Genomic DNA, 23,290 nt, shown 5'->3' on the forward strand with positions numbered 1-23,290 from the left:
CGAAGATCGGATTTGTTCCAAAAGCGACCCCATAATCATCCGGGACATGACAGTTACCTATCCATCTGATCCAAAACACGTTTGTCTAATGGTATCCATTAGAACCGACCTCACCCAAGCGCCTGGGCGTAGGCTCACAGCTTGCGCCAAAATCACGAAAAATGGCTAATGGACAATCTGGGCTGATAGCTGTTGGCGTCCAGGTCGCCCGCCGCCAGCGCGGCATTGGGCTGCACGTAGTCGCTGAACTCGATGATCTGGATCTTCAGGCCGTCTTTCTCGGCGACCTTCTTGACCTGCTCGAAGATCTGCGCGTGCGGCCCGGCCGTTACGCCGATCTTGAGGGGCTTGTCCTGCGCCAGCGCGGGGCCGCCCACGGACCATGCCGCGGCCAGGGCGACGGCGGATTGAAGCAAGTGACGTTTTTGCATGAATGACCTCTTGTCGGAAAAAAGAAGGGTGAAAAATCCAGCTCAGCGGTGGCTCAGGCGCCGCACCAGCCAGTCGCCTGCGCTCTGAACCGCCTGCACGAACACGATCAGCACCAGCACCACGGCAGCCATCACCTCGGGCATGAAGCGCTGGTAGCCGTAGCGGATGCCCAGGTCACCCAGGCCGCCACCGCCGATGGCGCTGGCCATTGCGGAATAGCCCGTCAGGCTCACCAGCGTGATCGTCAGGCCGGCCACAATGCCGGGCACGGCCTCGGGCAGCAGCACCTTGAAGACGATCTGCGTATGGGTGGCCCCCATCGCCTGCGCCGCCTCGATCAGGCCGGCGTCCACCTCGCGCAGCGAGGCCTCCACCAGCCGCGCGATGAAGGGGGCCGCCGCCACGGTCAGGGGCACGACAGCCGCGGCCGTGCCGATCGAGGAACCCGTCAGCAGCCGCGTCAGCGGGATGATCGCCACCAGCAGGATGATGAACGGCGTGGAGCGCACGGCATTGACCAGTGCGCCGGCGGTGCGGTTGAAGGCCGCGTTTTCCATCACGCCGCCCCGATCCGTCAGGCGCAGCAGCACGCCCAGCGGAATGCCGAGCACGGCACCGGCCAGGCCCGACAGGCCGACCATCACCAGCGTCTCGCCCAGCGAATCGACAAACAGCTCGATCAGCGCAGGGGGAAAGTGGGTCGAGAGCCACTCAGCCATGGGCCACCTCCTGCACGCGCAGGCCGGCACCCTGCAGGTGGCGCACCGCAGCCTGCAGCGACTCCTGCGCGCCGCGGGCCAGCACCGCCAGGTTGCCGAAGGGCCGCCCCTGCACCTCGTCGATCTGCCCGTGCACGATGTGGAGGTCCAGGCCGAAGCGCCGCACCAGGTCTGCGATCAGGGGCCGGTCTGACGATTCGCCGGCAAAGCTCACGCGCTACAGCCGGGTTCCGGCCCCGTCCGCCCGGATCAGTGCGCGCACGCGCGCCAGCACCGCCGGCGGCAGCTCGCTGGGCATCACCTCGTCCAGCAGGCGCCGTGTCACGTCATGCCCCGGCTGGCTGAACACCGTCAGCGTGTCGCCCTGCTCCACGATCTCGCCTGCTTCCATCACCGCCAGCCGGTGCGCAACCTGTTTGATCACCTGCATCTGGTGTGTGATCAGCACGATGGTCAGGCCCAGCTCGCGGTCGATCTCGCGCAGCAGGCCCAGGATGGCGCGCGTGGTCTCGGGATCCAGCGCCGAGGTGGCCTCGTCCGACAGCAGCACCTTGGGCTGATTGGCGAGCGCCCGGGCGATGCCTACGCGCTGCTTCTGTCCGCCACTGATCTGCGCCGGGTACCGCTGGGCCAACCCTGCCAGTCCGACGAGCTCCAGCAGCGGCATGACGCGGGCGCGGATCGCCTCGCGCGACAGCCCGGCCAGCTCCAGCGGCAGGGCGACGTTGTCGTACACCGTGCGCGACGACAGCAGGTTGAAGTGCTGGAAGATCATGCCGATCTCCCGCCGGGCGGCGCGCAGCGCCGCCGCGTCCAGTTGCGTCAACGCCTGGCCGGCCACGGTGACCGTGCCTTCGGTGGGGCGGTTGAGCAGGTTGATTGTGCGCACCAGCGAGCTCTTGCCCGCGCCGCTGCGGCCGATGATGCCGAACACCTCGCCCGGCTGCACCGTCAGGTTCACGCCGCGCAGGGCATGGACGCGTCCGCCGGCGCTGTCGTACCAATGGTGGATACCCCGCAGTTCGATCATGGTCAGCGCTTCGTGTAGATCTGGTCGAACGAGGCGCCGTCGGCGAAGTGCGTGCGCGTGGCGTGGGCCCAGCCGCCAAAGGCCTCGTCGATGGTGAACAGCGGCAGACGCGGGAACTGCCGGGCGTGTTTGGCCAGCGCCTGCTGCGAGCGCGGTCGGTAGAAGTGGCGGCCGATGATGTCCTGGGCTTCGTCGGTGTACAGGAAGCGCAGGTAGGCCTCGGCAACCTTGCGCGTGCCTTTGCGGTCCACGATCTTGTCCACGACCGTGACAGGTGGCTCGGCCAGGATGCTCAGCGACGGAACGACAATGTCGAAGCGGGTGCCGAATTCCTTTTCCAGCAGGTAGGCTTCGTTCTCCCAGGCGATCAGCACATCGCCCTGCTGGCGTTGCGCGAAGGTGATGGTCGAGCCCCGTGCGCCGGTGTCCAGCACCGGGACGTTGCCATACAGTTTGGCAACGAATTCGCGGGCCTTGGCGTCACTGCCGTACTTGCGCTTGGCGTACTCCCAGGCGGCCAGGTAGTTCCAGCGCGCGCCCCCCGATGTCTTGGGGTTGGGCGTGATCACCTTCACGTCGGGCCGGATCAGGTCATCCCAGTCCTTGATGCCCTTGGGGTTGCCCTGGCGCACCACCAGCACGATGGTCGATGTGTACGGCGCTGAGTTGTGCGGCAGGCGCTTTTGCCAGTCCTTGGGGATGAGCTGCCCGTGCTCGTTCAGCGCGTCGATGTCGCCGGCCAGCGCCAGGGTGGCCACGTCTGCCTCCAGGCCGTCGATGATGGATCGCGCCTGCTTGCCCGAGCCGCCGTGCGACTGCTTGATGGTGACATCCTGGCCGGTCTGCGCCTTCCAGGCGCGTGCAAAGGCGGCGTTGAGCTCGACGTAGAGTTCGCGCGTGGGGTCGTACGAGACATTGAGCAGGGTGACCGGGGCGGGGGCCTGGGCCAGCGCGGGCAGCGCTGTGCCGATCCCCGTCAGCAGGGCGAGGGTCGAGAGCAGTTGGCGACGGTGCATGGGGCAACTCCTTGAAATGTCGTTGCTCGGTATGTTGCTGGCCTTTTTAAATAATTGGAACCAATACTTTTCTATTTATAAATAACCAAATGATCTATTTTGTTGGCCGATGCTCGGACACAATCCCGGCGCCATGGCCGTTTCGCTGTTTCAGTCCGATGACCCCTGCCCCTGTGGACGTCAGGACACCCGCGGCCGCGCCCGGCCGTACGCCGCGTGCTGCGGCCCGCACCGCGAGCCCGGTGCCGCGGTGCCGGCGCCGGACGCCGAGGCCTTGATGCGCTCGCGCTACACCGCCTTCGCGCGCGGCGATGTGGCGCACCTGCTGGCCACCTGGCACGCCAGCACACGGCCGGCGGAGCTTGCGCTGGAGCCTGGGGTGACCTGGCTGGGGCTTGATGTGAAGCGTCACCGCGCCCTCGACGCCGACCACGCCGAGGTGGAATTCGTGGCCCGCTCGCGCATCGCGGGCCGAGGCCAGCGCCTGCACGAGGTCAGCCGCTTCGTGCGTGAGGGTGGGCGCTGGTTCTACGTGGACGGCGAGGTGCGCTGAGCGCCCGCCCCGCGCCGGAACGCGGCCGGCGTCTGCCCGATCCAGGCCTTGAAGGCGCGGATGAAGCTTTTTTCGTTGTCGAAGCCCACGTGGGCAGCGATGCGCTTGACGGGCCAGCGCGTGCGCAGGAGGTGCTCGGTGGCCAGGTCGCGCCGCACCTGATCCTTCAGGTCCTGCACGCTCGTGCCGGCCTCGTGCAACTGCCGCTGCAGCGTGCGCACCGAGACGTGCAGCGCATCGGCCAGCCGCTTAGCGCTGGCGCCGTCCGGGTGGCTGCGCAGCCAGGTGCGCGCGCGTTCGACCAGCAGGCGGTCGCGGCGGTCCGGGTGCACCATCAGCGCCACAGCCCGCTGCAGCATCGCGCGCAGGGCGGCCTCGTCGCGCCGCAGCGGCTGGTCCAGGTAGGCCGCGTCAAAGGTGACGACCGTCTGCGTGGCGTCAAAGCCCACGTGTGCGCCGGGGAACAGCACCGCGTAGGCGTCGGCATGCCGCGGTGCGGGGTAGGCGAAGGCCGCCTCGCGCAACCCGATGCGTGAGTCGATGAACCAGGCCGCCAGGCCGAGCGCGTTGCGCAGCAGCGAGACGTGGGCGAACTCGCGGGTGGTGGCGCGTTCCGTGGCATCGGCGATGTCCGCGCCCGGCGCGCGCTGTTCGGTCAGACGCAGCGTGGCGGTGTCGCCGGTGCGCTCCAGCGTCAGCGTCACGTCATCGGTCAGCAGGCGGTGGTGGCGGCACCAGCGCGCCAGCGCCAGTCCCAGATCGGGAGCGGTCAGCGAGGCCCGCGCCAGCATGCCGTAGCTGCCCCAGGGCAGCCGGCGCGAGAACCAGCCCAGCGCCTCGTCGTCCAGTTCGCGCATGGCGTGGGCGCTCAGGCGCTCGAAGGGCAGGCTGGTGAGGCGGGCGTCCGGGGCCGCCAGCGCGGCCTCGTCCAGCCCCGCCGCTGCCAGCGCCGCCGCGGCCGACTGTCCGCGGCGGCCATACGCAGCCACGATGGCCTGCGCGAAAGCAGCCGGCGTAGCGGCCACCGGCGCCGGCCGGGATGGTGCGGGGGAAGGGGAGCGAAATCGCGACGCCATTGGCGCATTCTGCAACCATTCGGGCGGGTTTGCCCGCTGGCCGGCGCGCCCGTGCGGCGGGACAATCGCGCCACCATGAGCGCCATTGCCACCCAACTCAACCCCCGTTCGGCCGATTTCCAGGCCAATGCGGCCGCCATGCGCGCGCTGGTCGACGACCTGCACGCCCGCATCGCCCAGGTGGCGCAGGGCGGCGGCGAGGCCGCCCGCGCCAAGCACACCGCGCGCGGCAAGCTGCTGCCGCGCGAGCGGGTCGAAATGCTGCTCGACCCCGGCACGCCGTTTCTGGAAATCGCCCCGCTGGCGGCGCTGGACATGTACCAGAACGACGCGCCGGCAGCCGGGCTGATCGCGGGCATCGGCCGCGTGTCGGGCGTGGAGTGCGTCATCGTCTGCAACGACGCCACCGTCAAGGGCGGCACCTATTACCCGATGACGGTGAAGAAACACCTGCGCGCGCAGGAGATCGCGCAGCAGAACCGGCTGCCGTGCATCTACCTGGTGGACTCGGGCGGCGCCAACCTGCCCAACCAGGACGAGGTGTTCCCGGACCGCGACCACTTCGGGCGCATCTTCTACAACCAGGCCAACATGAGCGCGCAGGGCATCGCGCAGATCGCGGTGGTGATGGGCTCGTGCACGGCGGGCGGGGCCTACGTGCCGGCGATGAGCGACGAGACGATCATCGTCAAGAACCAGGGCACGATCTTCCTGGGCGGCCCGCCGCTGGTGAAGGCCGCCACCGGCGAGGTCGTCAGCGCCGAGGATCTGGGCGGCGGCGACGTGCACACGCGCCTGTCGGGCGTGGCCGACCACCTGGCCGAGAACGACCTGCACGCGCTGGCGCTGGCGCGCGAGGCGGTGGCGCGGCTGAACCGCCGCAAGGACTGGCCGGTGGCGCGCCGCGAGCCGCGCGCGCCGCTGTACCCGGCCGAGGAGCTCTACGGCGTCATCCCGACCGATGCGCGCAAGCCGTTCGACGTGCGCGAGATCATCGCGCGCCTCGTGGACGGCTCGGAGTTCCACGAGTTCAAGGCGCGCTACGGCACGACGCTGGTGTGCGGCTTTGCGCACCTCGAAGGCATGCCGGTGGGCATCGTCGCCAACAACGGCATCCTGTTTGCCGAAAGCGCCGACAAGGGCGCGCACTTCATCGAACTGTGCTGCCAGCGCAAGGTGCCGCTGGTGTTCCTGCAGAACATCACCGGCTTCATGGTCGGCCGCAAGTACGAAAACGGCGGCATCGCGCGTGCGGGCGCCAAGATGGTGACGGCGGTGGCGTGCGCGCAGGTGCCCAAGTTCACCGTCATCATCGGCGGCAGCTTCGGCGCTGGCAACTACGGCATGTGCGGGCGCGCGTACTCGCCGCGCTTCCTCTGGATGTGGCCCAACGCCCGCATCAGCGTGATGGGCGGCGAGCAGGCGGCCTCGGTGCTGGCCACCGTCAAGCGCGACGGCATCGAAGCCAAGGGCGGCACCTGGAGCGCCGAGGAGGAGGAGGCGTTCAAGGCCCCGATCCGCGCGCAGTACGAGCGCCAGGGGCACCCCTACTACGCCACGGCGCGGCTGTGGGACGACGGCGTCATCGACCCGGCGGACACGCGCCGCGTGCTGGCGCTGGGGCTGTCGGCGGCACTCAATGCGCCGATTCCGGACACCCGCTTCGGCGTCTTCCGCATGTGAGCAAGGGGGCGACCATGGGGAACCTGACCGTTGCCGTGACTGGCCACCGTGCCACCGTCACCCTCACGCGTGCCGAGCTGCGCAATGCCTTCAACGACGAGGTGATCGCCGAGCTGACCGCGGCATTTGCCGAACTGGGCGCGCGCGACGATGTGCGCGCCATCGTGCTGGCCGCCGAGGGGCCGGCGTTTTGCGCCGGGGCCGACCTGAACTGGATGCGCCGCATGGCCGACTACAGCCGCGACGAAAACCTGGCCGATGCCGGCCGGCTGGCGGCGATGCTGCGCACGATCCACGAATGTCCCAAGCCCACGGTAGCCCGGGTGCAGGGCGATGTGTACGCCGGCGGCATGGGGCTGGTGGCGGCGTGCGACGTGGCGGTCGCGGTGGAGAGCGTGGGCTTTTGCCTCAGCGAGGTCAAGCTCGGGTTGATTCCCGCCACCATCGGGCCGTATGTCGTGCGCGCCATGGGTGCGCGCGCGGCGCGCCGGTATTTTCTGACGGCCGAGCGCTTCGACGCGGCCGAGGCGCTGCGCATCGGCTTCGTGCACCAGGTGGTGCCGGCCGACGCGCTGGACGCCCGGGTGGACGCCATCGTGCATGCCCTGTGCAGCGCCGGACCGGCGGCTGTGGCTGCCGCCAAGCGATTGGTGCGCGACGTCGACGGGGCCCCGCTGGACGATGCCCTGGTGGCCCGCACCGTCGAGGCCATTGCCGACATCCGCGCCAGTGCCGAAGGGCGCGAGGGTGTCCAGTCTTTCCTGCACAAGCGCAAGCCCCAATGGCTGGCGTGACGGAGTCGACCCCATGTTCCACAAAATTCTGATCGCCAACCGCGGAGAGATTGCCTGCCGCGTGGCTGCCACGGCGCGCCGGCTGGGCATCCGCACCGTCGCCGTGTACTCCGAGGCCGATGCGCAGGCGCGTCACGTCGCCGCCTGCGACGAGGCGGTGTGCGTCGGCGGCGCCGCGCCCAAGGACAGCTATCTGCGCTGGGAGCGCATCATCGAGGCCGCGCGGGCCACCGGCGCCCAGGCCATCCACCCGGGCTACGGCTTCCTGAGCGAAAACGAGGGCTTTGCGCAAGCCTGCGCGGACGCGGGGCTGGTGTTCATCGGCCCGCCGCCGTCGGCCATCGCCGCCATGGGTCTGAAGGCAGAGTCCAAGCGCCTGATGGAAACCGCTGGCGTGCCGCTGGTGCCCGGCTACCACGGAGCCGATCAGGATCCGCGCCTGCTCAAGGCCGAGGCCGACCGCATCGGCTACCCGGTGCTGATCAAGGCCAGCGCGGGCGGCGGCGGCAAGGGCATGCGGCTGGTGGAGGCGCCCGAGGCCTTCGACGACGCCCTGGCCTCGTGCCAGCGCGAGGCGCTCAACAGCTTTGGCGATGCGGCGGTGCTCATCGAAAAATATGTGCAGCGCCCGCGCCACATCGAGATCCAGGTGTTTGCCGATGCGCACGGCAACGCGGTCTACCTGTTCGAGCGCGATTGCTCGGTGCAGCGCCGCCACCAGAAGGTGCTGGAGGAGGCCCCCGCCCCCGGCATGCCGCCGGAGCTGCGCGAGCGCATGGGGCTGGCCGCCGTGGCGGCCGCGCGCGCGGTCGGCTATGTGGGCGCGGGGACGGTGGAGTTCATCGTCGAGCAGCCACAGGGGTACGACCACCCCGAGGCGATGCGCTTTTACTTCATGGAGATGAACACCCGGCTGCAGGTCGAGCATCCGGTGACCGAAGCCATCACCGGGCTGGATCTGGTCGAGTGGCAGTTGCGCGTGGCGGCGGGCGAGCCGCTGCCCCTGGCCCAGCGCGACCTGCGCCTGCAGGGCCACGCGATCGAGGCGCGCATCTGCGCCGAGAACCCGGACAACCAGTTTCTGCCTGCCACGGGCCGACTGAGCGTGTACCGCAAGCCGGCGTGCAGCGCCTTTGCCGTGTCGGATGTGCGCATCGACGACGGCGTGGGCGAGGGCGACACCATCAGCCCGCACTACGACTCCATGATCGCCAAGCTGATCGTGCGCGGCGACACGCGCGAGCAGGCGCTGGCGCGGCTGGACCAGGCGCTGGCGCAGTTGCACATCGTCGGCGTGGCCAACAATGTGGCGTTTTTGCGCCATGTGGTGCGCAGCCCATCGTTCGCGCAGGCGCGGCTGGACACGGCGCTCATCGCGCGCGAGTCCGCCGTCCTCTTTGGCCAGCAGCCGGTTTCGTTGACGGCGGCGGTGGCGATCGCGGTCGCCCACACCCTGACCACCGAGGCGCAGGCCGCCCAGGAGGCGAGTGCCGAGGGGCACGACCCCTGGCGCGCGCGCGACGGCTTTGCCAGCCATGGCGAGCGCAGCCGGCGCTTCGCCTTCCAGTGGGGAGAGGACACCGTGCCGGCCCGCCTGACCTGGCGCCGCGACGGCTCCCGCTGGCTGGTGGTGGGCGAGGGCGAAGCCGCCACCGCCGGCGCGCTGGCGTGGCGCGACGCGCCCGGGGGCGGCTGGGCGCTGGGGGTATCGTTTGCCGGCGAGGACTGGCGCGCCACCGTCTACGCCCAGGGGGAACGGCTGCATCTGTTCACCCCGCAGGGGTCGGCCGCCATCGTCGAGGTGGACCTGCTGGCCCACGCCGGTGACGCGGCGGCCGAGGGCGGGCGGCTCACCGCGCCCATGCCGGGCAAGGTCGTCGCCTTCCTGGTGCAGGCTGGCGATGCGGTCGAGAAGGGGCAGCCGCTGGCCGTGCTGGAAGCGATGAAGATGGAGCACACCATCGCCGCCCCGGCCGACGGCACCGTCGCCGAGCTGCTGTATGCGCCCGGCGATCAGGTGGCCGATGGGGCCGAACTGCTGCGTCTGGCCAGCGCCTGACTCGGCGCTTGACCCAGTGCGACAGCGCGCTCCTGCCGGCTGAGCTAGGCTTGCGGGCCATGCACCTGACGTTTTGCTGCACCGATACCAAGGCCGAGCCCTGGCTGGCTGGCCTGCGCGCCGCGCTGCCCGGCGCCGCCGTCAGCGAGTGGACGCCGGGGGCGCCCCCGGCGGACTATGCGGTCGTCTGGGCGCCGCCGCAGCGCTTCATCGACGAGCAGCCGCGCCTGCGCGCCCTGTTCAACATCGGCGCCGGGGTCGATGCCCTGCTGCGCCTGCGCTTGCCCCCGGGGCTGCGCGTGGTGCGGCTGGACGACGCCGGCATGGCGGTGCAAATGGCGGAGTACGTCTGCCATGCGGTCATTCGCCAGTTCCGGGAGTTCGACGCCTACGAAGTGGCCCAGCGCGAGGGGCGGTGGGCCTTTCGCAAACCGCAGCGGCGCGCCGACTGGACCGTCGGTTTGCTGGGCCTGGGCGTGCTGGGCACGCGCGTCGCGCAGGCGCTGCAGATGTTCGAGTTCCCGGTGGTCGGCTACAGCCGCAGCCCCAAGGCACTGCCGGGTGTGCCCAGCTTTCATGCGGCGGACGGGCTGGCTCCGTTTCTGGCGCGCAGCCGCGTGCTGGTCAATCTGCTGCCGCTGACGCCCGAGACGCGCGGGCTGCTCAACCGCCAGACGCTGGCCCAACTGCCGCGCGGGGCGTACCTGATCAACGTCGCGCGCGGGGCCCATTTGGTGGAGGACGACCTCCTTGCGCTGCTGGACAGCGGCCATCTCAGCGGCGCCGCACTGGACGTGTTCGCGACCGAGCCGCTGCCCGCCGGGCACCCGTTTTGGCGGCATCCGCGCATCACCGTCACCCCCCACACGGCCGCGCGCACCCTGCGCGACGAGAGCATCGCCCAGATCGCCGGCAAGATCCTTGCGCTGGAGCGTGGCGAGCCCATCCGCGGTGTCGTCGATCCGGCGCGCGGCTACTGAACGACCGAGGACTCTGCCATGAGTACCGCGAACTACCCCGCCCGTGTCCGCCTGATCGACGTCGGCCCGCGCGACGGCCTGCAAAACGAAAAGCAGCCCTTGCCCGCGGCGGTCAAAATCGAACTCGTGCACCGCCTGCAGGCCGCCGGCCTGCGGGAGATCGAAGTCACCAGCTACGTCAGCCCCAAATGGGTGCCGCAGATGGCCGACAACCACGCCGTCATGGTGGGCATCACCCGCCAACCGGGCGTGCGCTATTCGGTGCTCACGCCCAACCTCAAGGGCTTCGAGGCGGCGCTGGTCGACCGGCCGGACGAGATCGTGGTGTTCGGTGCGGCCAGCGAGGCGTTCAGCCAGAAAAACATCAACTGCAGCATCGCCGAAAGCATCGAGCGCTTTGCGCCAGTGGTGGAGGCAGCGCGCAAGGCTGGCATCGCCGTGCGCGGCGCCATGAGTTGCACCGTGGGCTGCCCCTACGAGGGCGACATCGCGCCCGAGCGCGTGGGCATGCTGGCCCAGTTGATGAAGGGCATTGGGGTGCAGCGCGTGGACGTGGCCGACACCATCGGCGTGGGCACGCCGCTGAAGGTGCAACGGGCCATCGAGGCCACGCTGGCGCACTACGACATCGACCACATCAGCTGCCATTTCCACGACACCTACGGCCAGGCGCTGGCCAACACGCTGGCCGCGCTGCTGATGGGGGTGTGGAACTTCCAATCCTCGGTTGCGGGGCTGGGTGGCTGCCCCTATGCCAAAGGTGCGACCGGCAACGTCGCGACCGAGGACGTGGTCTATCTGCTGCACGGCCTGGGCATCGACACCGGCGTCGATCTGGAGGCGCTGGCCGACACCGGGGCCTGGATCAGCGAACGGTTGGGGCGCCCGACGGGTTCGCGCGCCGGGCGCGCGCTGCTGGCCAAGCGCGCTTCCGCGGCAGAGAGGTGCTGAGATGTGTGGCGCGCAGGTCAAGCCGCTGCCCAGGGGGGTGCGCCGCGTCGCAGCGGCGTTGCAGGGGTACGGGGCCGGGCATGAGCCGGTGATGCTGGACGCCGCCGCGCGCACGGCGCAACAAGCGGCCGATGCGCTGGGGGTGGCGTTGGGGCAGATCGCCAAGAGCATCGTCTTGCGCCGGCTGCCGGACGCCGCCGCGGTGCTCGTCGTCACCAGCGGCGACCGTCGCGTGGACGAGGCCAAGGTGGCCCCGCTGGTCTGTGCGCTGGGCCAATCCCTGGGCCGGGCGGATGCAGCGTTCGTCAAGGCGGCCACCGGCTTCTCGATCGGCGGCGTAGCACCGCTGGCGCACGTCCGTCCCCCGGTGACGCTGATCGATGCCGAGCTGTTTCGCTTTGACGTGATTTGGGCGGCGGCGGGGCATCCGCATGCGGTGTTCCGGCTGACCCCGGCGGAACTGCGGGCATGGACCGGGGCCCCCGTGGCCGATGTCACTGCCCGCTAACATCCTCCCATGACGACGGATTCCCCCGCCCGCCGGCGCCTTTCGCTGGCCGATGCGCTGCGACGCCAGCCGGCCGGTGCGCCGGTGCCGTCGCCGTGCATCGGCGTCTGTCGCATGGACGGCGCCACCGGCCTGTGTGCCGGCTGCTGGCGCACGCTGGACGAGATCGCCGCCTGGGGCGGCAGCGACGATGCCACCCGGCGCCGTATTTGGCAGGCGGTGGAGGCACGCCAAGTGGCGGCCGGTCTTTGACGGCGCCGGCGCAGCGGCCAGTCGAGACCCGGCCGAGGTCATCGATGCAGGGTCGGGATGGAGGCTGGTGGGGCCGATCGGCGGCCGCCCTGAGCCCGATGATCGAGAAATGCAGGATCGTTCATAATTGGCGAAGGTATCCACCCGTACAAGTCTTGCAGAGGAGCTCGGTGTGAATCATGCTGCATCCAGTGGCCAACCCGCGCCGCGCGCCGGACAACCGTCGCCGAAGGGCCGCACCCCCTCATCGCAGGCCCGCGGCACCGTGGCCCGGCTGTGCGCGGGACTGGAGCCGCGGCGCGACCTCCTGATTGAGCACCTGCACCGGCTGCAGGACGCACTGGGCGGGCTGACGCGCGACTTGCTGGCGGCGCTGGCCGAGCGGCTGCGCCTGAGCCAGGCCGAGGTGTACGAGGTCGCCACCTTCTACCACTATTTCCGCGTGCTTAACGACGGGGAGGTGCCGCCGCGCGTGACGGTGCGCGTCTGCACCAGCCTGCCGTGCGCGCTGGCGGGCGGCGAAGGGTTGCTGGCGCGCGTGCGCGCCGCGCTGGCCGGCGAGGCTGGTGTGGCGGTGGAAGCGGTGCCCTGCATCGGCCAGTGCCACCAGGCGCCGGCGGCTTGCGTCGGCCGGCGGCAGGTGGCCCCAGCGCAGCAGGAGGCGGTGATCGAACTGGCGCGCGCCGGGGCGACCGCCCCGCGCCGAGCCCCGGCGCACGGCGCGCCGCCGCAGCCGCACGACTACGCACAGTTGGAGCGTCTGCTGCGCGGCGAGCTGCGTCCCATCGACGTGCTGCGCGAGCTCGAGGCCAGCGGTATGCGCGGCCTGGGCGGTGCGGGCTTTCCGGCTTGGCGCAAGTGGGTCACGGTGGCGGGTCAGCCGGGACCGCGCCACGGCGTCGTCAACGTGGACGAGGGCGAGGTCGGCACCTTCAAGGACGGCCACCTGCTGGCGCACGACCCACGCCCGGCGCTGGAGGGCATGGTGATCGCCGCCGCCGCCGTGGGTCTGCGCCATCTGTGGATTTACGTACGCGACGAATACCCCGACGTGCACGCGCTGCTGGAGGAGGAGCTGCGGGCCCTGCGCGAGCGGCTTTCCGTCTGGCAGCAGCGCCACCCGCACGCCTTCGGCGATCCCGATGCCCCACGCCTGGACGGCACGTGCGCGCTGCTGCCGGCGGGCGGGCCGGCGATCGAGCTGCGCCGTGGCGCCGGCGCCTACATCTGCGGCGAGGAGTCGGCGCTGATCGAGTCGATCGAAGGCAAGCGCGGCCTGCCGCGCCTGCGCCCGCCGATCGTCGCGCAGCGGGGCGTGTTCGGCCGCCCGACGCTGGCGCACAACGTCGAGACGCTGTGGTGGCTGCCGACGGTGCTGCGCGACGGCGGGGCGGCCTGGGCCGCCGGCGGCGTGCGCGGCCGGGCCGGCTGGCGGCGCTACAGCGTCAGCGGCCGCGTGCGCCGGCCCGGCTGCTATCTGCGCCCGTCCGGTACCACGCTGCGTGAGCTGATCGAAGCCGCCGGCGGCATGGCCGACGGCCATGAGCTGTATGCCTTCCTGCCGGGCGGCGCCTCTGGCGGCATCCTGCCGGCGGCGTTGGCCGACGAACCGTTGGACTTCGACACGCTGGCCGTGCACGGCGCCTTCGTCGGCTCGATGGCGGTGGTGGTGCTGTCGCAGGCCGACCGCGCGCGCGACGCCGCGGTGTCGCTGCTGCGCTTCTTCGCGAACGAATCCTGCGGCCAGTGCACGCCGTGCCGCGCCGGCACGGCGCAGGTGGTGGCGCTGCTGCAGGATGAGGTCTGGGACCCCCTACGCTTGGCCGATTTGTCGCAGGCGATGCGCGAGGCCTCCATCTGCGGGCTGGGGCAGGCCGCGCCCAACCCGTTCGACAGCGTGCTGCGATTCTTTCCCCATGAGGTGACGCGATGAAAGCTCCCGCCGAGGCCGCCGCGATCGAGTTCACGCTGAATGGCCGCGCTGTGACCGCCCGGGCGGGCGAGACGCTGTGGGAGGTGGCGCGCCGCGTCGGCGTGGAGCTGCCGCACCTGTGTCACCGGCCGGGCCTGCCGCCGGCCGGCAACTGCCGCGCCTGCGTCGTCGAGGTGGCGGGCGAGCGCACGCTTGCGGCCTCGTGCTGCCGCGCGCCGCAACCCGGCATGCAGGTGCGCACCGACAGCGAGCGCGCCGTGCGCGCGCGCCGCACGGTGCTGGAGCTGCTGCTCGCCGATGCGCCGGCCAGCGCCGGGCTCAAACTGGACAGCGAGCTGGCCCACTGGGCACGGCGCACCGGTGCGGCGGCCGGCCGCTGGCCGGCGCGCGGGGCGGTGCAGGCGCACGCCGCGCCCGACGCCAGCCACCCGGCGTTCACGGTGCGGCTGGACGCCTGCATCCAGTGCACGCGCTGCGTGCGCGCCTGCCGCGACGTGCAGGGCAACGACGTGCTGGGCCTGGCCGGCCGTGGTGGGCACGCGCGCATCGTGTTCGACCAGGGTGACCGCGTGGCCGACAGCACCTGCGTGGCCTGCGGCGAGTGCGTGCAGGCCTGCCCGACCGGTGCGCTGGCGCCGGCCAACGGCGCCTACGCACGCCGAGCCGAGCGCGTGGTGCGCTCGGTGTGCCCGTTCTGCGGCGTCGGCTGCACGGTGGATCTGCATGTGCGCGACGGTCGCCTCGAGCGCGTCGATGGCGCGCCGGGGCCGGCCAACGACGGCCGGCTGTGCGTCAAGGGCCGCTTCGGCATGGACTATGTGCATCACCCGCAGCGCCTGACCACGCCACTGATCCGCCGCGCTGATGCCCCCAAGGATCCGGCCATTCTGACGCGCGGTCCGCGAGGGCGCGCCGACTACGCCACGCTGCTGGCGCAGTTCCGACCCGCCACGTGGGAGGAGGCGCTGGACGCCGCCGCCGCCGGGCTGGCGCGCGTGCGCGACGCGGCGCGCGCCCAGGGCCTGCGCGGCCGCGCGGTGCCGGTGGCGGGCTTCGGCTCGGCCAAGGGCAGCAACGAGGAAGCCTACCTGTTTCAGAAGCTGCTGCGCAGCGTGTTCGACACCCACAACGTCGACCACTGCACGCGGCTGTGCCATGCCTCCAGCGTCGCGGCGCTGATGGAGGGCATCGGCAGCGGGGCGGTCAGCAACCCGGTGCGCGACTGCGCGCACGCCGACTTGATCTTCCTGATCGGCGCCAACCCGGCGCAGAACCATCCGGTGGCAGCGAGCTGGATCAAGAACGCGGTGCGCCGCGGCGCGCGGCTGGTGCTGGCCGACCCGCGCCGCACCGAGCTGGCGCGCCACGCCTGGCGCACGCTCGCGTTCCAGACGGGCACGGACGTGGCACTGCTCAACGCGCTGCTGCACGTCATCGTCACCGAGGGGTTGGTCGACCAGGCCTTCGTCGCGCAGCGCGTGCACCCGGGCGACTTCGAGGTGCTGCGTGCGCACCTGCAGGCCTTCAGCCCGGAGGCGATGGCGCCGGTGTGCGGCATCGACGCGGCCACCCTGCGCGAGGTGGCGCGGGCCTACGCCACGGTGCCGGCGGCGATGATCTTCTGGGGCATGGGGGTGGCGCAGCACGCCCACGGCACCGACAACGCGCGCGCGCTGATCGCGCTGGCGCTGCTGACCGGCCAGATCGGCCGCCCCGGCACCGGGCTGCACCCGCTGCGCGGCCAGAACAACGTGCAGGGCGCCAGCGACGCCGGGCTGATCCCGATGGTGCTGCCGGACTACCGCCGGGTGGCCGATCCGCTGGCGCGCGCCGCCGCCGAGGCCGCCTGGGGCCTGCCGCCCGGCGCGCTGCCGGACGAGCCGGGACTGACGGTGGTGGAAATCCTCGACGCCGCGCACGAGGGCCGCATCCGCGCGATGCTGATCCAGGGCGAGAACCCGGCGATGAGCGACCCGGACTTGGCGCACGCGCGCGCCGCGCTGGCGCGGCTGCAGCACCTGGTGGTGATCGACATCTTCTTGACCGAAACCGCGGCGCTGGCCGAAGTGGTGCTGCCCGCCACCGCCTGGCCAGAGAAGACCGGCAGCGTCACCAACACCGACCGACTGGTGCAGCTGGGCCGCCCGGCGCTGGCCCCGCCCGGACAGGCGCGCGCCGATGCCTGGATCCTGGAGCAGCTGGCGCGCCGCCTGGGGCTGGACTGGGACTATGGCATCGACCCGCTGGGCGGCGCACCCGAGCCCGACAGCGGCATTGGCCGCGTGTTCGACGAGATGGCCGGCCTGATGCCGGCGCTGGCCGGGCTGACGTGGGCGCGGCTGCTGCGCGTCGGTGCCGTCACGCACCCGGTGGCCGACCTGGACGACCCCGGCCGCCCGATCGTCTTCACCGAGCACTTCCCGACCGCCGACGGGCGCGCGCGGCTGGTGCCGGCGCGGCTGATCCCACCGGCGGAGCCGCCCGACGCCGACTACCCCTACGTGCTGATCACCGGCCGCCAGCTCGAGCACTGGCACACCGGCGCGATGACGCGGCGCAGCGCCGTGCTGGATGCGCTGGAGCCGGTACCACACGTCAGCCTGCACCCGGCGCTGCTGGCGCGGCTGGGCCTGCGCGCGGGCCAGCCGGTGCGGCTGCGCACGCGGCGTGGCAGCGTCACGGTGGCCACGCGCTCCGACGAGGCGGTGCCCGACGGTGCGGCCTTCCTGCCATTTGCTTACGCCGAGGCGGCGGCCAACCTGCTGACGATCGCGGCGCTGGACCCGGTGGCCAAGATCGCCGAGGTCAAGCACTGCGCGGTGGCGATCGAGCCGGTGGCGGCGGCCGCCACCGTTTGACTCACCGCAAGGAACCGGCGCGCCACCCGCGCCGGCGCCAGTCACCCGGTTGCCGTGGCGTCGGGCTGGGCTAAGATGCCGTCACCCTATTGCAGGAGACCGACCGATGTTCAAGAAGATCCTCGTTCCCGTCGATGGCTCGGCGCTGGCGCACGCCGCCGGCGAACTGGCGGCCGATCTCGCCCGCCAGCACGGCGCCCAGGTGGTGGGTGTCTATGTGATCGACCCCTTCCCCTATATCGGCATTGGCGACGCCTCGGCCGTGGGACTGCAGGCCTATCTGGCCGAGGCGCAGGCCGCGGCGGGCAAGGCGCTGGACGATCTGCGTCAGGTCTGCGCCGCGCGCGGCGTGGCCTTCTCCGGCGACACCATCGAGCGCAACGTCACCTACGAAGGCATTCTGGAGACCGCCGAGGCCGAGGCCTGCGACTTGATCGTCATGGGCTCGCACGGCCGCAAGGGCGTGCAGGCGCTCATCCTGGGCAGCGTCGCGCAGAAGGTGCTCACCCACGCCAAGGTGCCGGTGCTGATCGTCAAGCCCCAGGCCTGATGCCGCCGCCCCGCGCGGTGGGGGCCGCGCGGGGTTACGGCGGGGTGCCTAGAATGATCGGCTCCCATTGCCAGCCCCGCACCCCGCCATGTCCGCCCGCCTGCCCGAGACCAGCGATCCGACCCGCGACGACGAGGAGGGCGCGCCCCTGCAGGGCGTCATCCGCATCCGCGGCGCGCGCCAGCACAACCTCAAGCAGATCGATCTGGACATCCGCACGGGCGAGCTCACCGTCGTCACCGGCCCGAGCGGATCGGGCAAGTCCAGCCTAGTCTTCGATACCCTGTTCGCCGAGGGTCAGCGCCGCTACGTCGAAACCTTCTCGGCCTATGCGCGGCAGTTTCTGGACCGCATGGACAAGCCGGCGGTGGACCGCATCGACGGCGTGCCGCCCGCCATCGCCATCGACCAGACCAACCCGGTGCGCTCGTCGCGCTCCACGGTCGGGACGATGACCGAGCTCAACGACCACCTGAAGCTGCTGTTCGCCCGCGCCGGCCAGTTGTTCGACCGCGACACCGCCCTGCCGGTGCGCCACGACACGGTGGAGACCATCGTGGCCGATCTGCACGCGCGGGCCGCCGCCGCTGGCGATCCGCGCCTGGTCGTGACCTTCGCCGTCGAACTGCCCGCCAGCACCCGCGACGAGGAGGTGCAGCAGTGGCTGTCCGCCAGCGGCTACACCCGCGTGCAGGCCGAGCAGACCGTGGGCGAGCGCCGCCGGCTCGACGTGGTGGCGGACCGCTTTCGCATCGGCAGCGCCGATCCGGCACGCGTGGCCGAGGCGGTGGAGACCGCGCTCAAGCGCGGCGGCGGGCGCCTGACCGTGTATGCGCTGGCGGACGGGGCCGAGCCGGCCCTGTGGCGCTACTCCACCGGGCTGCACTGCCCGGAGAGCGACATCCGCTACGCCGACCCGCGGCCGTCGCTGTTCTCGTTCAACTCGCCCGCCGGAGCCTGCGAGACCTGCCGCGGCTTCGGCCGCGTCATCGGGGTGGACTGGGGCCTGGTCATCCCGAACGACAAACTCACCCTGCGCGCGGGTGCCATCAAACCCATCCAGACCCCGGCCTACCAGGAGTGCCAGGACGACCTGATGCGCCATGCCGAGGCGGCAGGCATTCCGCGCGACACGCCGTGGTACCAGCTCGCCCCGGAGCAGCAGCGCTGGGTGCTGGAGGGGTCGCCGCACTGGACCGGGGACTGGAAGCGCCAGTGGTACGGCATCCGCCGCTTCTTCGACTACCTGGAGAGCAAGGCCTACAAGATGCACATCCGGGTGCTGCTGTCCAAATACCGCAGCTACACCGAGTGCCCGGCGTGCGGCGGCGCGCGCCTCAAGACCGAGAGCCTGCTCTGGCGCATTGGGTCGCGCGCCGATGCGGATGCCGTGCTGCCGCCCGAGCGGCGCTTTCGCCCGCGCGGCGTGGCCTGGAGCGACGCGCAACTGCAGGCACTGCCCGGGCTGTGCCTGCACGACCTGGTGGGGTTGCCGATCGAGCGCCTGCGCCGCTTCTTTCAGGGCCTGCAGGCCCGGCTGTACGAACTGCCGGCAGGCGAGCGCCAGGCCCAGGCGCTGTTGTACGACGAGATCACCGCCCGGCTGCGCTACCTGTGCGATGTGGGGCTGGGCTATCTGACGCTGGACCGCCAGAGCCGCACCCTCTCCGGCGGCGAGGTGCAGCGCATCAACCTGACCACGGCGCTGGGCACCTCGCTGGTCAACACCCTGTTCGTGCTGGACGAGCCCTCTGTCGGCCTGCATCCGCGCGACATGGCCCGCATCAACCAGGCCATGGCCCGCTTGCGCGACGCCGGCAACACCCTGGTCGTGGTGGAGCACGACCCGGCCGTGATGCTGGCCGCCGACCGCATCCTCGACATGGGCCCCGGCCCCGGCGAGCGCGGCGGCTGCATCGTGTTCGATGGCACGCCGGCGCAACTGCGCGGCGCCGACACGCTCACCGGCCAGTACCTGTCGGGGCGGCGGCAAATCGGCTTTGGCGTCAAGCGCCGGGTCACCGAGTCCACCCCCCGCCTGATCCTGGAAGGCGCGCGCGAGCACAACCTGCGCGCGCTGGACGTGGCTTTTCCGCTGCAGCGGCTGGTGGTGGTGACCGGGGTCAGCGGCTCGGGCAAATCCACCCTGGTGCAGGACATTCTGGCGCCTGCGCTGCTGCGCCACTTCGGCCAGGCCACCGAATCCCCCGGGGCGCACGACCGGCTGCTCGGCGCCGATCACCTGGAGGGTGTGGTCTTCGTGGACCAGTCGCCCATCGGCAAGACGGCGCGCTCCAACCCGGTCAGCTACGTCGGCGCCTGGGACGCCATCCGCACCCTGTTCGCGCAGTCGCCGCTGGCGCAGCAGCGCGGCTACACGGCGGCCAAGTTCAGCTTCAACAGTGGCGACGGGCGGTGTCCCACCTGCGGGGGCTCCGGCTTCGAGCACGTGGAGATGCAATTCCTCTCCGACGTGTATCTGCGCTGCCCAGACTGCCAGGCGCGGCGCTACCGCCCCGAGGTACTGGAGGTGACCATCGAGCGCGCAGGCCGTTGGCTGAGCGTGGCAGACGTGCTGGAGCTGACCGTCACCGAGGCCGCGCACTGCTTTGCTAGCGACCGCGACGTCATGCGCGCGCTGCAGCCGCTGCTGGACGTGGGGCTGGAATACCTGCGGCTGGGCCAGCCGGTACCCACGCTGTCCGGCGGCGAGGCGCAGCGCCTCAAACTGGCCGGCCATCTGGCCGCCGCCGCGGCCGCCGAGCCGCGCCCGCGCCGCGCCCGCACGACGGCCGCCGCGCCCGCGCCGTCGCCCTGGGCGGGCAAGGCGCCGGCGCGGGCGCGCGGGACGCTGTTTTTGTTCGACGAACCCACCACGGGGCTGCACTTCGACGACATCGCCAAGCTCATGCGCGCGCTGCGCAAGCTGCTGGAGGCAGGCCATTCGCTGGTCGTGATCGAGCACAACCTGGACGTCATCCGCGCCGCCGACTGGGTGCTGGACCTGGGGCCGGAGGGCGGCGACGGCGGGGGCACGCTGGTGTTCGCCGGCCCGCCCGAGGAGTTGCGCCACCACCCCACGAGCCACACCGCCCAGGCGCTGCGCGAGTACGCCGAGGCCCTGGGCGAAGCGACCGCCGCCCGCGAGCCGCGCCCGGCACCGCCCGCGCCCGTGTCGCGACCCGCGTCCGCGCCGCCGGCCATCCGCATCGTGCACGCGCGCGAGCACAACCTGCGCGATCTGTCGGTGGACATCCCGCGCGGGCGCTTCACCGTCATCACCGGTGTCAGCGGGTCGGGCAAGTCCACCCTGGCGTTCGACATTCTGTTCAACGAGGGACAGCGCCGCTACCTGGAAAGCCTCAACGCCTATGCGCGCAGCATCGTGCAGCCGGCCGGCCGGCCCGAGGTGGATGCCGTTTGGGGCATCCCCCCGACCGTGGCGATCGAGCAGCGCCTCTCGCGCGGCGGGCGCAAGTCCACCGTCGGCACGGTGACCGAGGTCTGGCACTACCTGCGCCTGCTCTACGTCAAGCTGGGGGTGCAGCACTGCGTGCACGACGGCGCTCCCGTCCAGCCGCAGACGCCAGACAGCATCCTGGCACAGCTCATGCAGCGCCACCGGGGGCAGACGCTGGGCATCCTGGCGCCGCTGGTCATCCACCGCAAAGGGGTCTATACCGAGTGGGCCGAATGGGCCGCCCAGCGCGGCCACACCCACCTGCGGGTGGATGGCGAGTTTCTACCCACACAGGGTTTTCCGCGCCTGGACCGCTTCAAGGAGCACACGCTGGAGCTGCCCGTGGCCACCGTCGCCGTCACGCCGGCGGCCGAGGGCGAGCTGCGCGCAGCGCTGGCGCAGGCGCTGCAGCACGGCAAAGGCGTGGTGCATGTGTTGGCGGGCATCGAGGGTTTGGCCGCGGCGCTCGAGGCCGGCGGCACCGGCCGCGGCTTGGGCACAGTGGCCGTGTACTCTACCCTGCGCGCCTGCCCCGTGTGCGCCACCAGCTATGCAGAGCTCGACCCGCGCCTGTTCTCGTACAACAGCAAGCACGGCTGGTGTCCCGACTGCGTGGGGACTGGCGTGCAGCTCACGCGCGAGCAGCGCCGGGCGCTGGACGACAGCCAGCGCGACGACGACCACCGCGGGCGCGAGCAGACCTTTGCCGAGCCCGATCTGGAGGACCTTGGCGACCAGCCCTGCGCCACCTGCGGCGGCACGCGGCTCAATCCCGTGGCGCGCGCCGTGCGTTTCCACGACCGACCGATCACCGACATCGCGCGCCTGAGCGTGGGCGAGGTGCTGGACTGGGTGCGCGCACTGCGGCAGCCCGGTACGCTGACCGCGCGCGAGGCCGACATCGCGCGCGATCTGCTGCCCGAGATCGAGAGCCGCTTGCGTTTTCTGCTGCAGGTGGGGCTGGGCTATCTGACGCTGGACCGCGGCGCGCCCACCCTCTCGGGGGGGGAGGCGCAGCGCATCCGCTTGGCCGCGCAGCTGGGCTCCAATCTGCAGGGGGTGTGCTACGTGCTCGACGAGCCGACCATCGGCCTGCATCCGCGCGACAACCGCATCCTGCTCGACGCGCTGCATGCGCTGCGGCAGCACGGCAACACCCTGGTGGTCGTGGAGCATGACGAGGACACCATCCGCCGCGCCGATCACCTGATCGACATCGGCCCCGGCGCGGGGCGGCTGGGTGGCCGGGTCGTCGCCCAGGGGCGCATCGAGGATGTGATGGCGGCCGCCGACTCCCAGACCGGGCGCTACTTGGCGCAGGCCATTCGCCACCCGCTGCAGGCGCGCCGCCCCGTGAGCGCGGACGGACCGGCCCTGGTGGTGCGTGGCGCAAGCCGGCACAACCTGCAGGGCATGGATGTCACCGTCCCGCTGCACCGGCTGGTCGCCGTCACCGGTGTCAGCGGCTCGGGCAAATCCACGCTGGCCCGCGACGTGCTGCTGACCAATCTGGCCGCCGCGCTGGCCCAACCCCGGCGGCGGGCGGCGGAGGCCCCCGCGCGCGCCATCGTTTGGACCGGCTGCCGCAGTCTGGAAGGGGCCGAGGCCGTGGACCGCGTGCTGGAGGTGGACCAGACCCCCATCGGTAAAACCCCGCGCTCCTGCCCGGCCACCTACATCGGTTTCTGGGACACCATCCGCAAGCTCTATGCCGAAACGCTGGAGGCGAAAGCGCGCGGCTACGGGCCGGGGCGATTCTCGTTCAACACTGGCGAGGGGCGCTGCCCGGTCTGCGAAGGGCAGGGCCTGCGCACCATCGAGATGAGCTTCCTGCCCGACGTCAAGGTGCCGTGCGAGGCCTGCCACGGGGCGCGCTTCAACCCCGAGACGCTGGCCGTCACCTGGCGCGGCAAGTCCATCGGCGACGTGCTGGCCCTGTCGGTGGACGAGGCGGTGGACTTCTTCGCTTCGATGCCGTCGATCGCCCATCCGCTGCAGTTGCTGCGCGACGTCGGCCTGGGCTACCTGACGCTGGGCCAGCCCAGCCCCACGCTGTCGGGCGGCGAGGCCCAGCGCATCAAACTGGTGACCGAGCTGACCAAGGTGCGTGACGACGTCGGCCGCCGCGGCCAGAAGGCGCCGCACACCCTGTACGTGCTGGACGAACCCACCGTCGGCCTGCACATGGCGGATGTGGACAAGCTCATCCGCGTGCTGCACCGGCTGGTCGATGCGGGGCACAGCGTGGTCGTCATCGAGCACGACCTGGACCTGATCGCCGAGGCCGACTGGGTGTTGGACCTGGGGCCGGAGGGGGGCGCGGGCGGCGGTCGCCTGGTCGGCGCCGGCACCCCCGAGGATCTGGTGCGCCTGGGTACCCACACCGGTCAGGCCCTGGCCGCGGTGCTGTCGCGCGGTGCCTGAGCGCGCATCGCC

15 protein-coding genes and 2 pseudogenes are annotated in these 23,290 nt (G+C 71.4%); 12 read left to right on the forward strand and 5 right to left on the reverse strand.

The window, feature by feature from the left end; genetic code table 11:
- Positions 1 to 182: 182 nt before the first annotated feature.
- The 4 genes and pseudogenes from V7026_RS04490 to V7026_RS04505 all read right to left on the reverse strand — a co-directional run.
- Positions 183 to 431 (reverse strand): annotated as a pseudogene (locus tag V7026_RS04490) (MetQ/NlpA family ABC transporter substrate-binding protein); the annotation flags it as partial.
- A gap of 42 nt (positions 432 to 473) precedes the next feature.
- The gene (locus tag V7026_RS04495; protein ID WP_334154091.1) at positions 474 to 1,151 is read right to left on the reverse strand and encodes a methionine ABC transporter permease; all 678 of its coding nucleotides are present in this window, start codon (positions 1,149 to 1,151) and stop codon (positions 474 to 476) included.
- A pseudogene (locus V7026_RS04500) lies at positions 1,144 to 2,181 on the reverse strand (methionine ABC transporter ATP-binding protein). Before V7026_RS04500 ends, V7026_RS04495 begins: the two are co-directional and overlap by 8 nt.
- A gap of 2 nt (positions 2,182 to 2,183) precedes the next feature.
- Positions 2,184 to 3,197, reverse strand: a complete 1,014-nt coding sequence (locus V7026_RS04505; RefSeq protein WP_334154092.1) for a sulfate ABC transporter substrate-binding protein — start codon at positions 3,195 to 3,197, stop codon at positions 2,184 to 2,186.
- Positions 3,198 to 3,330: 133 nt separating this feature from the next.
- Here V7026_RS04505 and V7026_RS04510 point away from each other — a divergent pair, with 133 nt between their 5' ends.
- The gene (locus tag V7026_RS04510; protein WP_068607090.1) at positions 3,331 to 3,750 is read left to right on the forward strand and encodes a YchJ family protein; all 420 of its coding nucleotides are present in this window, start codon (positions 3,331 to 3,333) and stop codon (positions 3,748 to 3,750) included.
- Here V7026_RS04510 and V7026_RS04515 read toward each other — a convergent pair.
- Complete coding sequence (locus tag V7026_RS04515) at positions 3,726 to 4,826, reverse strand: AraC family transcriptional regulator (protein WP_068606917.1); 1,101 nt, start codon at positions 4,824 to 4,826, stop codon at positions 3,726 to 3,728. The two genes, V7026_RS04510 and V7026_RS04515, sit on opposite strands and share 25 nt — an antisense overlap.
- Before the next feature lie 75 nt (positions 4,827 to 4,901).
- Between V7026_RS04515 and V7026_RS04520 the strand changes: the two genes are divergently transcribed.
- From V7026_RS04520 to uvrA, 11 genes are all read left to right on the forward strand, one after another.
- Complete coding sequence (locus V7026_RS04520; RefSeq protein ID WP_334154093.1) at positions 4,902 to 6,509, forward strand: carboxyl transferase domain-containing protein; 1,608 nt, start codon at positions 4,902 to 4,904, stop codon at positions 6,507 to 6,509.
- 14 nt (positions 6,510 to 6,523) lie between these two features.
- Positions 6,524 to 7,303 (forward strand): enoyl-CoA hydratase/isomerase family protein, encoded by a 780-nt coding sequence (locus tag V7026_RS04525; RefSeq protein WP_334154094.1) that lies wholly within the window; start codon positions 6,524 to 6,526, stop codon positions 7,301 to 7,303.
- A 13-nt stretch (positions 7,304 to 7,316) separates the two neighbouring features.
- Entirely contained in the window at positions 7,317 to 9,362 is a 2,046-nt protein-coding gene (locus V7026_RS04530) for an acetyl/propionyl/methylcrotonyl-CoA carboxylase subunit alpha (RefSeq protein WP_334154095.1), read from the forward strand.
- A gap of 59 nt (positions 9,363 to 9,421) precedes the next feature.
- On the forward strand, positions 9,422 to 10,342 hold the full coding sequence (locus V7026_RS04535; protein ID WP_334154096.1) for a 2-hydroxyacid dehydrogenase: 921 nt from the start codon (positions 9,422 to 9,424) through the stop codon (positions 10,340 to 10,342).
- An 18-nt stretch (positions 10,343 to 10,360) separates the two neighbouring features.
- A complete protein-coding gene (locus tag V7026_RS04540; RefSeq protein WP_334154097.1) occupies positions 10,361 to 11,293 on the forward strand; it encodes a hydroxymethylglutaryl-CoA lyase in 933 nt (310 codons plus the stop codon).
- A gap of 1 nt (position 11,294) precedes the next feature.
- The gene (locus V7026_RS04545) at positions 11,295 to 11,801 is read left to right on the forward strand and encodes a YbaK/EbsC family protein (RefSeq protein ID WP_334154098.1); all 507 of its coding nucleotides are present in this window, start codon (positions 11,295 to 11,297) and stop codon (positions 11,799 to 11,801) included.
- A gap of 9 nt (positions 11,802 to 11,810) precedes the next feature.
- Positions 11,811 to 12,053 carry a DUF1289 domain-containing protein gene (locus V7026_RS04550; RefSeq protein ID WP_334154099.1) on the forward strand — a complete coding sequence of 81 codons (243 nt, stop codon included), beginning with the start codon at positions 11,811 to 11,813 and terminating at the stop codon, positions 12,051 to 12,053.
- Positions 12,054 to 12,225: 172 nt separating this feature from the next.
- A complete protein-coding gene (locus tag V7026_RS04555) occupies positions 12,226 to 13,986 on the forward strand; it encodes an NAD(P)H-dependent oxidoreductase subunit E (RefSeq protein ID WP_334154100.1) in 1,761 nt (586 codons plus the stop codon).
- On the forward strand, positions 13,983 to 16,844 hold the full coding sequence (locus V7026_RS04560; protein ID WP_334154101.1) for a molybdopterin-dependent oxidoreductase: 2,862 nt from the start codon (positions 13,983 to 13,985) through the stop codon (positions 16,842 to 16,844). Before V7026_RS04555 ends, V7026_RS04560 begins: the two co-directional genes overlap by 4 nt.
- 106 nt (positions 16,845 to 16,950) lie before the next feature.
- The gene (locus V7026_RS04565; RefSeq protein ID WP_334154103.1) at positions 16,951 to 17,394 is read left to right on the forward strand and encodes a universal stress protein; all 444 of its coding nucleotides are present in this window, start codon (positions 16,951 to 16,953) and stop codon (positions 17,392 to 17,394) included.
- 88 nt (positions 17,395 to 17,482) lie between these two features.
- Positions 17,483 to 23,278, forward strand: a complete 5,796-nt coding sequence (gene uvrA / locus V7026_RS04570; RefSeq protein WP_334154104.1) for an excinuclease ABC subunit UvrA — start codon at positions 17,483 to 17,485, stop codon at positions 23,276 to 23,278.
- Positions 23,279 to 23,290 lie beyond the last annotated feature (12 nt).

This window comes from Tepidimonas sp. (genome assembly GCF_036825565.1).
GTDB lineage: Bacteria > Pseudomonadota > Gammaproteobacteria > Burkholderiales > Burkholderiaceae_C > Tepidimonas.